Annotated in this window: 6 protein-coding genes; 5 read left to right on the top strand and 1 reads right to left on the bottom strand. The window is 62.1% G+C overall.

The annotated features are described in order from the left end of the window. Nucleotides 1-47 precede the first annotated feature (47 nt). Nucleotides 48-377, top strand: a complete 330-nt coding sequence (locus tag P8A24_RS08125; protein ID WP_278058194.1) for a YbaK/EbsC family protein — start codon at nucleotides 48-50, stop codon at nucleotides 375-377. 165 nt (nucleotides 378-542) lie between these two features. On the opposite strand, the gene P8A24_RS08120 is transcribed toward P8A24_RS08125, so the two are convergent. After that, entirely contained in the window at nucleotides 543-3,347 is a 2,805-nt protein-coding gene (locus tag P8A24_RS08120) for an alpha/beta fold hydrolase (protein WP_278058191.1), read from the bottom strand. A gap of 30 nt (nucleotides 3,348-3,377) precedes the next feature. Here P8A24_RS08120 and P8A24_RS08115 point away from each other — a divergent pair, with 30 nt between their 5' ends. The 4 genes from P8A24_RS08115 to pulA all read left to right on the top strand — a co-directional run bounded on the left by P8A24_RS08115 (nucleotide 3,378) and on the right by pulA (nucleotide 16,084). Further along, on the top strand, nucleotides 3,378-3,629 hold the full coding sequence (locus tag P8A24_RS08115) for a hypothetical protein (RefSeq protein WP_278058189.1): 252 nt from the start codon (nucleotides 3,378-3,380) through the stop codon (nucleotides 3,627-3,629). Between the two features lie 255 nt (nucleotides 3,630-3,884). Then, nucleotides 3,885-6,266, top strand: a complete 2,382-nt coding sequence (locus P8A24_RS08110; RefSeq protein ID WP_278058187.1) for a carbon starvation CstA family protein — start codon at nucleotides 3,885-3,887, stop codon at nucleotides 6,264-6,266. A 39-nt stretch (nucleotides 6,267-6,305) separates the two neighbouring features. Next, complete coding sequence (locus tag P8A24_RS08105) at nucleotides 6,306-6,509, top strand: YbdD/YjiX family protein (protein WP_278058185.1); 204 nt, start codon at nucleotides 6,306-6,308, stop codon at nucleotides 6,507-6,509. A gap of 260 nt (nucleotides 6,510-6,769) precedes the next feature. Further along, a complete protein-coding gene (gene pulA, locus P8A24_RS08100; protein ID WP_278058183.1) occupies nucleotides 6,770-16,084 on the top strand; it encodes a pullulanase-type alpha-1,6-glucosidase in 9,315 nt (3,104 codons plus the stop codon). Nucleotides 16,085-16,475 lie beyond the last annotated feature (391 nt).

The following is a 16,475-nucleotide window of genomic DNA, read 5'->3' as shown; positions in this document are numbered from 1 at the left end:
ATATCTGCCATCTATTATGGGACGAGATAGTTGAGAGCGCAAGTATTTTGCCGTACTCCCGACGCCGGTCACCGCAGTTGCGTAGCGAGCAACAAGTCGCGTTCGGACGCGCGGCGCCCGCAGGCGTCGTCGGCAACCGACGCAAGTGGAAGGAGAAGGCTGAAGAAGCGCAAAAGCTCACGGGCCGCCCGCTCGGCGCAATCGGCGCAATCGGCCCGATCGCGATGCAAACCCCGATGCCAGTGGTGATCGATTCTGGCGTGCTCGAGCTCGAGAAGGCGCTCGTCTCGGGTGGTGCGCGTGGCGCGCAGGTGATGCTCGATCCGAAAGATCTTGTGGAGCTGACGGGTGCAACGCTCGCCCCGATCGTGAAGTAGCCCCGCCGGCGCCGGTTCGGCTCTCATTGTGCGCGCTCGAATGAGTAAATGAATGCCGGGGCTGACTTGCATGAGATGAACCTCTCGCGCATGACCGAAAGGGGTTGGGCCCGCAGATCTTTGATCTGCGGGCCCAACCCCTTTTCGGTCAAACACCGGGGAGAATCAGTTCTCCTTGCGACGCATCGCCACCGAGGCGCCACCCACGATCATCGTGAGCGCGGCAACCGCGGCCAGCGTGGCCACATTCGCGCCGGTGTGTGCGAGGCCGCCCTGCTGTGCCATCGGCGCGGCGTTGTGCTGAGCCATCGGCGCGTTCGGCTTCACGGCCGAGGCGTGACCACCCTGGGAGTTCTTCTTCTCCTGCGGCTTCGCCTTCTGCTGCGGTGTCGGCGCGTTATTCTTCTTGTCCGCGATCTTCGTTGCCGGCACGAGCTTGATCAGCGGTGTACCTTCCGGCTCAAACAGGTTGGCCGGACGGAACGAGATCAACTGGCACTCGGTGGCCACGGTCGGCTTGGAGTAAATGTCTACCGTGTCCACGCCTTGCGCACCGGTGTACTTCGCGTCCTTAAACAGCCCGTTTGCAAAGTCGAGATCGAACTGCTTGGGGCCAACATCGAGGAAGCGGCCCACAATGTTCATGGCGCACTTCGTGTCAAAGTACACGCCGTGGGTCGGGTTCGGCGAGATGATCAGGTAACCCTGGTTGAGCTTCGCATGCACAACGGACTGCCAGAACGGGGTCGCGAAGTCGAACGCGTTACCGAGCACGAGCGTCGCAAGCGGCTTGACAGTCTGCGAAACCACCGACAGTGCCTTCTCGGACGCCGTCCACTGGGCGCAGTAGTCCGGGTACTCGACGCCGTCGCCGGAGGCGGCTTCAGGGCTCGAGTAGCGCCACGGCGCAGCCTCGTACGCAAGCTTGCTCAGCTCGCTCGAAGAGTACGCTTCCTTCTGCGCAAGCTCGTCGAGGCAGGAGAGCGTCTGGAAACGGTACGGCTTCGAGGAGTCGACGTCGTAGACGAGCTTCTTCTTGTCCGGATCCCACGTACGTGAGTAGTACTGGTCGCCAAGCTCCAGCAAGCCCGACGGATCCTTCTCAACAACGAGTGCGTTCAGTGCCGCCTGGAGCTTCGGCCACAGCGAGGTGGCGTACATCGCCTGGATCGTACCGATCGTCATGTCGTCGAACGTGAAATCGCGGCCCTCGTAGGCTTTCGCCACGTAGGAGCTGTCCTTCGCGGCCCCGCGCATCAGCTCCGTGTACTTGTCGAGCACGGCCTGAATCTGCTCCGGGGTGACCGACTTCGGATCGAGCTTCGCGTTATCTGCCAGTGCGCACTCGCCCGAAGTCAGGCAGGTCGCGAGGAAGTGGCGGAACGTCTGGTCGATCGCACGGTGCTGCGCCAGACCGCCGTCGTAGTAGCCGGCCGGCGCGATGGCCTCGTCCTGGTACGGCTTGAGCAGCGGGTAGTTGTTCACCAACTGGTTGGTGGACGAGTCGAGCAGCATGCGGTCGATGTTGTTCTCGAACAGCGAGCGGTACTGGTTGCCCAGGCGCGTGCCGTACGAAACGCCGTAGTAGGAGAGCTTCTCCTGGCCAAGGATCGCGCGAACCACGTCCATGTCGCGCGCCGTGTTGATCACGCCGGCGTGGTTGACGTAGTTTTCGCCGTCCATGCCCGGGAATTGGGCGACCGACTGGGTCACGCAGTCGTTGTGGACGAACTTCGTGAAGTCGCCGTAATCGGCAGGCGAGAGTTTGAGCGAATCGGCGAGACGGTCGGTTTCCACCGAGTTGCACAGGATCGATGGCATCGAGTGTGCGGTGCCGCGCGGCGCCACACCCACAATGTCGAAGCGCGACAGCGGCGCATACGGGTTACTCGGATCGTCCAGGTATGTGACCTTGCCGTCCACTTCCTGAGTGAGCATACGCATGCCTGCCCAGGCGAGGTCGTTTGCGAACGTCGTCGAGTCGCCGCCCGGACCGCCCGGGTTGACGAACAGGAGGCCGTTCGTGGCGCGGTTCGGATCGGAAAGATCACCGGAGACGTCGGAGTTCACGTCGCGAGCGGCGGCGTGGTAGACGTAGACGGCCATGCGCTCGCCGTCGGGCTTGGAGTAGTCCACCGGAACGATCACGTAACCACACTCGACGTTACGTGCGATCCGGGTTGTCTTCACGCCTTCCGGGCTGACGGTCGCGCCGTCGTTTGCGGTGTACTGCTTGCCGTTGTCGTCGGTGATGAGGTCGGGCAGGTCGCACTTACCCCACTGGATTTTCTGGTTGTAGTACTTCTCGAGCCCCGCCGGGACCGCGCCGGCACCTTTGCCGCCTTGGACTGGCTCGGGGATCACGTATTTGCCGTCGCCGTCCGGGTCGAATTGCTTGGCCGACTCCGGGTACTCCGGCTTATCCTTCGCGAACGAGTCCCACTTCGGTGCCGGATCGTAGGTCGGGCTAGCCGACGGCGTCGGGTCTGCGTTCGGCGCTGGAGCGGGAGTTTCGCTCGGGCTAGCCGACGGGCTGGGTTCCGCCGACGGCGAGGCAGTCGCGTCCGTGGTTGGCGCGGTGGTCGGCGTGATTGACGGCTCAGGCGCCGGGGTGGCGCTCGGCTGCGCCGACGGCGCTGTGGTTGGGTCGGCGCTCGGGCTTGCCGACGACGACGGGCTTGGCTCGGCAGTTGGGGTCGCGCTTGGCTGCGGTGCCGGCGTCGGATCGGTGGTCGCGGCGGGTGCTGGTGTGGCGTCCTTTTCGCTCGCGGTGGCTGCGTGTGCAATTGCGGCCGCAATCAGGGCCTTGTCGGCGTCGGTGGTTGCCTGCGTCGAAACGCTAGCTGTCGATGAGGTATATGCAGGCTGCTGACCTGCTGGATCGTTTGGTGCGGCATTGGCGAGTGCCGGCGTGAGGAGGACGCTGGCAGCTCCCAGGGCTGCGACGATCCCGCGCGAGGTTTTCCTCATGGGATTCCTTCCGAATAGGTGCATAATAATGTGCTTTTCGATTCTATCGGGAGGGAGGAAATCGGTGGTCGGAAACGCTTTTCAGTGTGGACGATCGGCCTCATTTTCTTTCTCATAGTCTGTGCATATTTATTACAAAACGGCTTTGTGCTGGGGAAATACCCTGATGAGCTAGTCCAAAATGGTGTCGCCAAGGTGTTTTTGAGTGTTGGGATTTGGTCTCAAAGAGTGAGACGGGCATTTTTGCAGGATGTTTCAGGTGAGCTCAACGGTGAAAAGTAATGAAAATTGTGAAAAATTGGCGTAAAAATTGAGGTCTTTACTGTTTCTTTAAAGAAACCAGGATGAAAAATATTCAACGTGAGAGAGGTCACGCCGCTATTCTTTTTCTGCCCTGAATGTTGGTTGGGCCACATGCCTAGGATAGTTGTGTTCGAGGTGGACGCGTCCCCCTCCAGTGCATGTCCCGAAGACGGGAAGTCGGAAAACGCGTCCGCAAGCGCAATCCCGCGCGATCAATGTGGATCGGAGGAACCCATGTCAACCACTGAAGTTCCCACCTACACACCTGAAGAAGAGAAGTACGTCATCCGTAACAGGGAAGGCGTGCCCGTCGGCGTCAAGCCCCACAACAAGTGGACCCCCGCCAAGATTGCCCTGTGGGTAGTCATTTCTCTCCTCGGTGCAACCGGTTGGGCCATGCTCGCAATCATCCGCGGAGAAGAGGTGAACTCGATCTGGTTCGTGATCACCTCGATCTGTACCTATGCGATCGGTTACCGCTTCTACGCGCTGTACATCCAAAAGAAGATCATGATCCCGGACGATCGCAACGCCACCCCGGCTGAGCGAATCAACAACGGTCGCGATTACGATCCCACCAACCGAGTGGTTCTTTACGGTCACCACTTCGCAGCTATCGCAGGCGCTGGTCCGCTCGTCGGCCCGGTCCTGGCAGCTCAGATGGGCTACCTGCCCGGCACCTTGTGGATCATCTTCGGCGTGCTGATCGCCGGCGCTGTCCAGGATATGCTGGTGCTCTTCTTCTCCATGCGTCGCGGCGGCCGCTCGCTCGGCAAGATGGCTCAGGATGAAATCGGCAAGATCGGTGGCGCTGTTGCCACGGTCGCCGTGCTCGTGATGCTCATGATCGTGCTCGCCGTGCTCGCCATGGTCTGCGTGAACGCTCTCGCCGAGTCGCCCTGGGGCGTGTTCTCGGTGGGTATGACGATCCCGCTCGCAATCTGCATGGGCCTGTGGTTGCGTTACATCTCCCCGGGCCGCATCACCGAGGTGTCGATCGCAGGCTGCATCGGCCTCGTCATCTGCATCATCGGTGGCCGTTACGTGGCAGAGTCCTCGCTCGGCGCCTACCTCCACGTTTCGCCCACTACCTTGGTGATCGTTATGGTGATCTACGGCTTCTTCGCCGCAGTTCTGCCGGTGTGGGTGCTCCTCACCCCGCGTGATTACCTCTCGACCTTCATGAAGGTTGGCACCATCGCCATCCTCGCCCTCGGTATCGTGTGGGTTCGCCCCACCCTTGAGATGCCGGCAGTCACCGAGTTCGCCACCAACACGGACGGCCCGGTGTTCGCAGGTACCCTCTTCCCATTCCTCTTCATCACCATCGCCTGTGGTGCGCTCTCGGGCATGCACGCAACCGTGTCCTCGGGAACCACCCCGAAGATGATTCAGAAGGAATCCCAGGCCCGCATGATTGGCTACGGCGGTATGCTCATGGAGTCCTTCGTGGCGATCATGGCCCTCGCGGCCGCAGCCTCCCTTAACCAGGGAATCTACTTCGGTATGAACACCTCGGCCGCAACGGTCGATAAGCTCGCTGGCACCGCCGTCGTGCAGCAGTACACCCCGGATGGGGACAAGACGAAGGCTGATCGCGAAGAGATCACCAACGTCGCTGTTCACAACCTCGGCGTCACCACTACCAAGGGTGAGAAGATCAACCCAGTGTGGAACACATTCGACAAGGACGGCAACGAGATCCGCGTCGAAGGCGCAGCCGCTCTCAAGCAGGTGGCACAAGACGTCGGCGAACCGCACGTCGTCTCCCGTACTGGTGGTGCACCAACCCTGGCCGTGGCAATGTCCAACATTCTCCACAAGGTCGGCGGTGGAACCGCGATGATGGGCTTCTGGTACCACTTCGCGATCATGTTCGAGGCCCTATTCATTCTCTCCGCCGTGGACGCCGTGACCCGTGTGGCACGCTTCCAGGTCTCTGAGGCCCTCGGCGGAATCTGGCCGAAGTTCCACGATCCGAACTGGAAGGTCGGCGCCTGGTTCTCCACCGCCGTCGTGGTCGCTTCGTGGGGCTCGCTCCTGCTGATGGGCGTGACTGATCCTCGAGGCGGAATCCAGACCTTGTACCCGCTGTTCGGTATCGCTAACCAGCTGATCGCGGCTCTGGCGCTGCTGATCTGCGTGGTCGTGGTGGCACGCAAGGGCTTCGTCAAGTACATCTGGATCCCGCTCGTGCCGTTCCTGTTCGACCTGCTCGTCACCTTCGCGGCATCGTTCGAGAAGATCTTCTCCACGGATCCGAAGATCGGCTACTGGGAGCAGTGGCGCCAGGCTCGTGCGCTCCTGCCGACACTGACCGATCCGAAGCAGATTGAAGACACGGAGGCGGTTGTCCGCAACACCTTCATTCAGGGCACTCTCTCGATTGTGTTCGTCCTTGCGGTGGCGTTCGTGGTGGTCTGCGCGGCGATCCGCGTCTGGAAGACCATCTCGACGAAGAACTTCACCAACTCGGAGGATCCGTTCCAGGAGTCGAACTTCTACGCACCCACGCAGCTGGTTGCCTCGAAGCTCGAAAAGAAGATCGAAGCTGAGTACGCGGTTGTCGGTGATCCGGATCTGATCCCGGGCATCAAGAAGCCGCACGGCCACTGATTCGCTGCTAGTGTTTCGTCACAAGGAAAGGAGAGGGCGATGAGCGAAAATCTGATCAAGGTTCGCGAAGCTGTTGCGAAGGCGGGCTACATGTGGCGCTCGTTTACAGGCGAAGCGGCATACGATCGCTACGTCGAGAGGCACAAGCGCCTTCACCCCGATCATCCCCCGATGACGAAACGTGAATTCTGGCGGGATCGCGCCGATTGGGACGAGAACAACGTCCAAGCGCGCTGCTGCTAAGCGAAAGCGGAGGGCCGGCTCGAAAGAGCCGGCCCTCCGTCGCGTTTCCCGACGTCGGTGCTCCAGTTGCGAGGTGCCCGCGCCCGCCCGCTACCCGCCGCCAGCGCCCGCCGTAAAAACAACACGCCTGTAACTTTTTGCAACACTTTTCAGGGCGGTTTTTCTCCCGTATGATGGGCGATGGTGGCGTGCATCTCACCGCTGAGCAGGCGCCTCCACCCGAAGGCAAAGTTGCCTCCACCCCACAACAGGAGTTCACGATGAAGCGAATTGCCCAAAGTTTCTCGCGTCCGCTCGCGGCGCTCGCAGCCGCGCTCGCGGTTTGTCTGACCATCCTTGTGCCGATCGCGGCGCAGGCAGCCCCGGCGTCGGTGATCGTCACCGGCGATTTCCTGAGCGAAGCAACCAGTGGCGTGTGTAGCGACTGGGCGAAAGCCTGTGCCGATACCGAGATGGATCCGGCGCCGCTCAAGCCCGAGGTGTACGAGAAGAAACTCACCGTGCCCGCAGGTTCGTGGAAATACAAGATCCTCATGGACGGCCAGTGGCTCTCCAACGACGGCGAGAACGACATGCAGATCACCGTCGCAAAGGACACCCCGGTGATCTTCCAGATCGATACCGTCACCAAGCACATCGGTCTGCGCCTTGAGGATGGCACCCTCGCTTCCGCCGACGCAACTGCGGATGCGGCGCTCGCAAAGGCGCCTGCAAAGAACGGCACCTCCGAGAACTTCTACTTCGTCCTCACTGACCGTTTCAAGAACGGCAAAACCTCCAACGATAACGGCACTCTCAGCGGCGACCGTGAAACAACGGGTTTTGACCCCGCAAGCGAGGCGTTCTACAACGGCGGCGATATCCAGGGCCTGCGCGACAAGCTCGACTACATCAAGAACCTCGGCACCACCGCGCTGTGGCTCTCGCCGTCGTTCACCAACATCCCGGTGCAGGGAAAGGGTAACGATGCCTCGGCCGGCTACCACGGCTACTGGATCACGAACTTCAAAGAGATCGATCCGCACCTGGGCACGAACGATGAGCTCAAGGCGCTGATTAACGAAGCACACGATAAGGGCATCAAGGTGTACTTCGATATCATCGTCAACCACACGGCCGATCTCACCTATTACAAGGAGGTTGGCGAGAGCGGTTCGGCAACCTACAAGTCGTTTGCCGACAAGCCTCTCACCGACGTCGACGGCAACGTCGTCGATCTGGCAGCGAAAGCCGGGGCGGCAGACTTCCCGAAACTGAGCGCGGATACGTCGTTCCCGTACACGCCAGTGCCGCGCCCGAACGTTCCCAAGCTCGTTCCGGACGTCCTCAACGACGTCACCCTCTACCACAACCGTGGTAACGGAAACTTCGAAGGCTCCGACGTCGAAGATTTCACGTACGGCGATTTCTACGGTCTTGATGATTTGATGACCGAGCATCCCACCGTCATCAAGGCGATGGAGGAGATCTACAACTTCTGGTCGGATTTCGGAATCGACGGCTTCCGTATCGACACCGCCAAGCATGTGAACTTCGACTTCTGGAAAGACTGGACCAAGCGCATCACGGATCACACTGATGCTGCGAACAAGCCGGACTTCTTCATGTTCGGCGAGGTCTACAACACGGACGTGAAGGATCTGGCTCCGTACTCGCGCAACTCGAATATGGGTGGCACGCTCGATTTCGCGTTCCAGTCGGCGGCCAAGGGCTACCTGAACAACGGCAAGGCCTCGGATCTGCGCGGTCTGTTCGATGCGGACGATTACTACACCACGTCCCATTCGTCCGCACTCGATCAGCCCACCTTCCTCGGCAACCACGACATGGGGCGTATCGCCTCGATGCTCACCGATCCGGCCCACAAGGTGGAGAACACGAAGCTCGGGCATTCGCTGATGTTCCTCACGCGCGGCCAGCCGGTGGTGTACTACGGCGACGAGCAGGGCTTCGTCGGTCTTCCGCCGGGAAGCACGAAGGGCGACGACAAGGCGGCCCGCCAGTCGTTGTTCGCCTCGAAGGTGCCTTCCTACGTCAACCAGCCACTGGTGGACGGCCACAACGCTGGCTCGGTGGATCGCTTCGACGAGAAGTACGACATGTACACCCACATCGCTGCGGTATCGAAGCTGCGCACCGCTCACAAGGGCCTCAAGCAGGGCGCACAGATCTCGCTCTACGCTGACGACGGCCCGGGCATCTACGCTTTCTCGCGCGTCGATCGCGAGGAAAAGATTGAGTACGTGGTGGCCGTGAACAACACGGGCGCCGAGAAGTCGGCCAGCTTCGCTACCCTCACCCCGAACGCCACCTACACCGGGATTTTCGGCGCGAACGATACGCTCAAAGCCACCGATTCCCTCACGGTGAAGGTTCCGGCCTACTCGGCGGTTGTCTACCAGGCTAACCAGCAGGTGGCGCCGACGTCGGCTCCGCGAGTGAACGTTTCTCCCGCGAAGGGGGCCGCTGCGACAGCGGACACGCGCCATCTCGAGGGCCAACCGAAGCACACCAACACCTTGGTTCCGGTCAGTGCCGACGTCGCGGCGAACCGCTGGGCTGAGACCTCCTTCGCATTCCGCGTGGTGGGTGAGACCGATTGGCAGCCGCTCGGCACGGCCACCGGCCCGCACCCGCGCGTCTTCCACGACACCACGGGCCTGAAGAAAGGAACGTTGGTTGAGTACCGTGCAGTGAGCAAGGATGCGGCAGGGACGACGACGGCGAACTCCTCGTACGCCACCGTCGGCTTGGACACGACGATGCTCGACACTCAGACGAAGAATGACATGGCTGGGCGCGTGACGGTTCCGGGCACGCACGGCCAGTGGCTCGGCTGCGCGGAGAACTGGGATCCGGCCTGTGCGAAGCAGGAGCTCACGCTCGATCCGGTTTCCGGCTGGTACACGGGCACATTCAAGATCGCGGCCGGTTCCTACGATTACAAGGTGGCCGTGGGTGGCACGTGGGCGGAGAGCTATGGTGTGGGCCCGAAGGGTGAACGTTCGGCACTGAACTCCCAGGTCAACTCGCACTACGATCTTTCCAGCGAGCAGGACGTCACCTTCTACTACAACCCGGTCACTCACGAGTTCTACAACAGTGTCCAGCGCCAGCCATGGTCGGTCACGGGAGATTTCCTGGATAAGCTGACGAAGAATCCAGGAAAGAACTGGGATCAGACCTACAAGGGTCTGATGATGTCGGATCCGGAGAACGACAATATCTTCACCGTTTCTACGATGAATATCCCTGCCGGTACGTATCTTGCGAAGGCTCTGGGGAATTTCGATTGGAAAGAGAGCTACGGAGACCCAAGCCGCCAGGACACTAACCGCCAGTTCACGGTCACCGATGGCATGCTCACCGTCTTCACGTTGAACATGAACGATCACACGTTCACGGTGAACTCCGTGGATCCCACGAAGTACGTCCAGTTCAACACGCATTGGCTCGAGGAGAACACGTTTGCGTGGCCGGATTCGTTGCCTTCCGACGGTTCCTGGGAGCTCGTGTGGGCCGCCGACGGCGGTATGGACGAGAAGAACTTTGCTTCCAAGAAGCAGGGTTCGGTTGAGTTGACGAAGGACCCGTTGGGCCTGTCGCGTCCTCTCAAGCAGACCGACCCGCAGTTGAAGAACTTCGTGGCATTGCATCCGGCGAAGTCCTTCGCAGACCTGACGCCGGCGGCGGACGTGCACGAGATCCTCAAGGGCCAGGTTGCGGTGGTCTACCGCGATCGCGCCGGTACTCCGCTGTACTTTGCCGGCGTGCAGATCCCGCGCGTGCTCGATTCGCTTTATGCGGCAGGCGCCTCCAAGCGCACTCAGGGCGTGAGTTTCGACGCCGGTAACCCAACGATTTCGTTGTGGGCGCCGACGGCGAAGGACGTCGATCTGCTCCTCTTCGACGAGCCCGCGAAGGGCCAGAAGGTTGCGGGCACCGGCGTCGAGCATCAGATGCAGCGCCAGGCGGATGGTTCGTGGACGATCACGGGCGATTCCAGCTGGGTGAACCGGCCCTACCAGTTCAAGGTGAAGGTCTACATCCCGGGTTCTGCGGTGCGTCCGGAGACAGAGGAAACCAAGCTCGCGAACACTGTTCGGGAGAATATCGTCACCGATCCGAACTCGATCGCGCTCTCGATTGATTCCACTCACTCCGTGATCGTCGATCCGTCGGATCCGAAGTGGAAGCCGGCCGAGTGGCCTGCGCGCGCGAACGTTCCAGTGCTGAACAACTTCTCGCAGCACAATATTTATGAGCTGCACGTTCGCGATTTCTCGATCTCGGACCAGTCGGTTCCGGCCGAGCTGCGTGGCACGTACGCCGCCTTCGGTCAGAAAGATTCCGCCGGCATGAAGCACCTCAAGGAGCTCTCGGCCGCGGGCATGAACACGGTTCATATCCTGCCCACGAACGACATCGGTTCGATCCCCGAGCTGCGTTCAGAGCAGACCAACCCGCAGATTCCGAACGCCGGCCCGGCATCGCAGGATCAGCAGGCCGCCGTCGGCGAAGCTCGCGCAAAGGACGGCTTCAACTGGGGTTACGACCCGTACCATTACGCCGCTCCGGAAGGCTCGTACGCCTCGGAGGGCAACCAGTACGGCGGCGACCGCATCAAGGAGTACCGTCAGATGGTGGCGGGCCTGCACGAGGCGGGATACCAGGTGATTCTCGATCAGGTGTTCAACCACACCTACTCGGCCTACCAAGATCCGAAGTCGGTGTTCGAGCGGATCGTGCCAGGCTACTACTACCGCCAGACGGTCGATACGGGCGTTGCCTTGAAGGATCCGTGCTGTGAGGAAGTGGCCACCGAGCATGCGATGGCTGAGGATCTCATGGTCGATTCGATCGTGAACTGGGCGCGCATTTACAACGTCGATGGTTTCCGTTTCGATCTGATGGGCTTCCAGTCGCGCCACAATATGGAGGCGATCCGAACGGCCCTCGATACGCTCACGCCTGAGAATGGCGGTATCGACGGCACAAAGATGTACATGTACGGCGAGGGCTGGAACTTCGGCTCGATCAAGAACGATTCGCGTTTCATGCAGGCACGTCAGGGCAACCTGTCGGGCACGGGAATCGGCTCGTTCAACGATCGTCTTCGCGACGGCGTCCACGGCCACGGCAACAACAAGTTCACGCAAGGCTACGGCACCGGCCTGGGAACAGCGAACAATGGCAAGCCGCAGGACACGAAGATCGACTACGCGTCGGCAAGCTACCTGATTCGCTTGGGCCTTGCGGGTAACCTGGCGGACTACGCGGTGCGTGATCGCAACGGCACCTTTGTCAAGGGCGGCGACTACCAGTTCGACGGCCACCCGGCCGGTTTCGCGAGCCAGCCACACGAGTCCGTGAACTACGTCGACGCTCACGATAACGAGACCCTCTACGACATGTCGGTGTGGCAGTTGCCAGTCGATACGTCGATGTCGGATCGCGTTCGCATGAACACGCTCCAGCTCGCCACGGTGGCGCTTGGCCAGTCGCCGATGTTCTGGCATGCGGGCACAGATATCTTGCGCTCGAAGTCGCTGGATCGTAACTCCTACGATTCGGGCGACCACTTCAACATGCTCGATTGGTCGATGCAGTCGAACAACTTCGGCGTGGGTCTGCCGCCGGCGTGGGATAACAACTCGGGCGAGAACATGAAGTGGGCGGACATGACCCCGCTTCTGAACAACACTGCGCTCAAGCCTTCTCCGAACGATATTTCGACGGCGTTCGGTCAGGCGAAGGAGCTGCTCAAGTTGCGCACCTCCTCGCCGCTGTTCACCCTCGGTTCGGCTTCGCTGATCAAGGAGCGCGTCTCCTTCCCGGATGCGGGCAGCCTGGAGACCCCGGGCCTGATCATGATGCGTATTAAGGATCCGAAGCCGGGTACTGCTCCGGCCACGGTGGGTGCCGGCAAGTCGCTGATCCATACGCAGCTGCCCACGGGCACGGACATCGATCCGAACGTTTCGGATCTGCTCGTGGTGTTCAACGCAAGCCCGCAACAGATGACGAAGTCGATCGACGAGCTCAAGGGCCTGAACTACACACTCTCGCCGGTGCAGGCCGACGGCGTGGATTCGGTGGTCAAGAACACCACGTTCGATTCGGCGTCGGGAACGGTCACGATCCCGCCGCGCACGGTTGCCGTGCTGGTCGAGGATCAGTTCAAGGACGAAGTCGCGCCGGTGGTCACGGCCGATCCGGCCGAGGTGACGGTCGCTGTTGGTGCAGCTGAGCCGGACGTGATGGCGAACGTTGCCGCAACGGACGAGACCGACGGCCCGCTGCCGGCGTCGTCGATCACGGCCACAATCGAGAAGATTGACGGCGGCACCGCGACGCCGGTGGGGAACGTTGCGACGGCGGCTCCTGGCACATACAAGGTCACTTATACGGCGAAGGACGCGGCCGGGAACGTCTCCGATCCGGTGACTCGCACGTACAAGGTCACCGACCAGGACAAGCCGGTCATCAAGGCCGAGCCTGCGAACGTGACGCTCGCCGTCGGCGATCCGCTCCCCACCGCGGAGCAGATCGCGGCTGGCGCAGTGGTCACGGACAACGTCGACCAGGCGCTGAAGGCAACCGGCACACTCTCGGACGGTGCGAACACGAAGGCGCCGGGCACGTTCACGGTGACCTACACGGCAACTGACGCGGCCGGTAACGCCGCCGATCCGGTCACGGTCATCTACACGGTCACGGACCAGAAGGGCCCGGCGATCACGGCCGATCCGATGGAAGTGACGCTCGCGGTGGGCGATAAACTCCCCACCGGCACCGAGTGGCTCACCGGCGTCACCGCCACCGACGACGTCGACGCGCAAGTCACGATCGATGCGAAGGTTGCCGACGGCGCAACAACCGCCCAGCCTGGCTCGTTCACGGTGACGTATTCGGCGAAGGATTCGGCTGGTAACCCGGCCACCGACGTCGTGCGCACCTACAAGGTGACGGACCAGGCGAAGCCGGAGATCACGGTGGATCCGGCCGCAGTGGAGCTCGCGGTTGGCGATCAGGTTCCGGATCTGCTCGCTGGCGTGATCGCGAAGGACAACGTCGATGGCACGGTGGATGTGAAGGCTCAGGTGACGGCGGGCGCCGCCGTCGCGGACCGCCCGGGCTCGTTCACCGTCACCTACACCGCCACCGATAAGGCAGGCAACACGGCCACGGCTACCCGCACCTACACGGTGTCGGACAAGGGCGCGCCTGAGATCACGGTGGATCCGACCCAGGTCACGCTGGCAGTGGGGGACAAGCTCCCGCAGCTCGCCGATGGCGTGAGCGCGAAGGACGCCGTCGACGGCGCGGTTGACGTGAAGGCTGAGGTGACAGCAGGCAACGCAGACACCGCGAAGCCCGGTACGTTTACCGTCACCTACACGGCCACCGATAAGGCCGGTAACACGGCCACGGCGTCGCGCACCTACCAGGTGACCGACCAAACCGCGCCGACGGTTAGCGTCGACCCGGCTGAGGTGACTCTCGATGCCGGTGCGCCGGCTCCGGACCTCCTCGCGGGCGTGACGCCAGCTGACAACGTCGACGCGCTCGTCGCCTCCGACGTCGTCGCGGCTGGAGCCGTCGACACTGCGAAGCCGGGCGACTACACGATCACCTACACCGTTACTGACGCAGCAGGCAACAAGTCGAAACCGGTTACGCGCGTCTACCACGTGGTCGATCGCGTCGCACCGGTGATCACCGTGGGGGATGTGCCGGCCGCGCTCGCGGTTGGCGAGGCGCTCCCGGACGTGCTCGCGCAGGTGAGCGCCACGGACGCCGTGGATGGCGACGTGAAGGTGAGCGCCGAGGTTTCCGGCGATACGTCGAAGCCCGGCACGATCACCGTGACGTACACGGCGAAGGACGCGGCCGGCAACACCGCCACTGCCACCCGCACCTACACGGTGTCGGATCAGGGCGCGCCGGTGATTACGCTGGATCCGCAGGCTGTCACAGTGGAGGCGGGCGATCCGCTGCCCGATGTGATGGCTGGCGTCAGCGCCGCCGATGCTGAGGGCAGTGCGGTTGAGCTGACCTCCGCGGGTGAGGTTGGCACGGCTCCTGGCGACTACACGGTCACCTACACCGCGAAGGACGCGGCAGGGAACGAGTCGAACGCGGCTCGCGTGTACCACGTGGTCGATACGAAGGCTCCCGCGCTCGCGGTTTCGCCCGACGTCGTCGAGCTCACCGCGGGCGATCCTGCTCCGGATCTCCTCGCGGGCGTGACAGCTACCGACGCCGGTGATTCGCAGCCGAATATCGAGGTGAGCGGCGCGGTTCACGCCGACGAGCCGGGTATCTACACGGTGACCTACACGGCGAAGGACGCCTCTGGCAACGTCTCCGAGGTACTGAGCCGCACGTACCGCGTGCTGGCGAAGGTTGTTCCGGTTCCCGATCCGGAACCTGCGCCCGAGCCGAGCCCGTCGCCGGAGCCGAGCCCGTCGCCGTCTGCGGAGCCGACGCAGCCGGCTCCCGAGCCGAGCGCTCCGTTAACTACTGAGCCTCCGGCTCCCGTGCCGACGACGGTTCCTGCTGAACCGACGCCTGTGCCAACGGATCCGGCTCCGGTTCCGGAGCCGACTACCCTGGCTCCGACGTCGCCGGAGCCGAGCCCGGCGCCGAGCGAGAGCCCGGCTCCGTCTCCGACCCAGCCGGCGCCGAGCGAGAGCCCGGCTCCGTCTCCGACCCAGCCGGCAGAGCCGAGCCCGTCGGCGGACCAGGGGATTCCGTGGACGGATCTGATTCCGGCGAAGCCGATTACTCCGTCGCCGAGCCCGGAGCCAATTGAGACGGCGATTCCGACGGATGCTCCGGTTGAGCCTGCGCCTCCGTCGGCGGAGGTTCCGACGTCGCCGGCGCCGAGCGAGAGCCCGGCTCCGTCTCCGACGTCGCCGGCAGAGCCGAGCCCGTCGGCGGACCAGGGGATTCCGTGGACGGATCTGATTCCGGCGAAGCCGATTACTCCGTCGCCGGCCCCGACGTCGCCTGTCGATCCGTCTCCGACACCGAACGAGAGTGACGTCCCGTCACAACTTGCTCCGAGGATCGTTACTCCGAAGGCGCCAGTATTCCCGAGCGCAGACGATCCAGCGCTGTGTACGGTCAAGCCGTTTGTCACGGTGAAGGCGATGGATGGCGTCGCCTACTTCGTGGAGGCGAACGGCAAGCCGGTCGAGGAGTTCACGAAGAACGGCGATCTGTACACCTTCAGCTACGGCTACGGCGAGACAGTGAAGGTTGTTGCCACGGTGACCGAGGGATACCAGCTAGCCGAAGGCGCTCAGACTGAGTGGACGTGGACAGCTCCGAAGCTCACCGATCTTGGGTGCGTAGCTGGCTCGGCGACGCCGCCGCCGGCCGGTACCGACGAGCCGGACGGTCCGCAGAGCCCAGACGCGCCACAAGCTCCGGCGCAGACCCAGCCGCCGGCAACGAACGGGGAACAGCTGAGCTTCACGGGAGCCTCGGTGATGGGGCCGGTTGCTCTAGCGACGGTGTTGGTCCTGCTCGGAGCGTTGGTGCTCAGGCGCCGTGAGGAGCAGTAATCGGGAGCGTGTTTCCTGATTCAAGAGTGGCGAGGGTTTCATACCCTCGCCACTCTTCTTGTGTCATGCGAAACGTCTGCAGAGGATCTTTCGGGTGTGCCGGACCATGGAATCGGCGGTAGAGAAACGAACTGTCAGTTTCAGACACATTTCGAATTTCCGTCACATGGTGTCGCCATGGAGTGATTGTTTTATTGCGGAGTGTTTGCGGGGTTACTCAGGGTCCCCTAAGGGAAATTCGAGTAGCAAACTATTTTCGTCGCCATGTTTGGGACTTTCGTCCCCATAAACGTCGCCACGTGAGAGAAATTCTCAACGTGTTTGTATTAATTATCGGTTTTGGGTGGAAGGCTGTCCGCCCTCGGCGATAATCTGAACTGGTCAAGATAAC

It is taken from the genome of Arcanobacterium wilhelmae, from assembly GCF_029632765.1.
Classification (GTDB): Bacteria; Actinomycetota; Actinomycetes; order Actinomycetales; family Actinomycetaceae; genus Arcanobacterium; species Arcanobacterium wilhelmae.
Note: the sequence above shows the minus strand (reverse complement) of the source record. Positions and strands in the feature narration are given on the sequence as shown.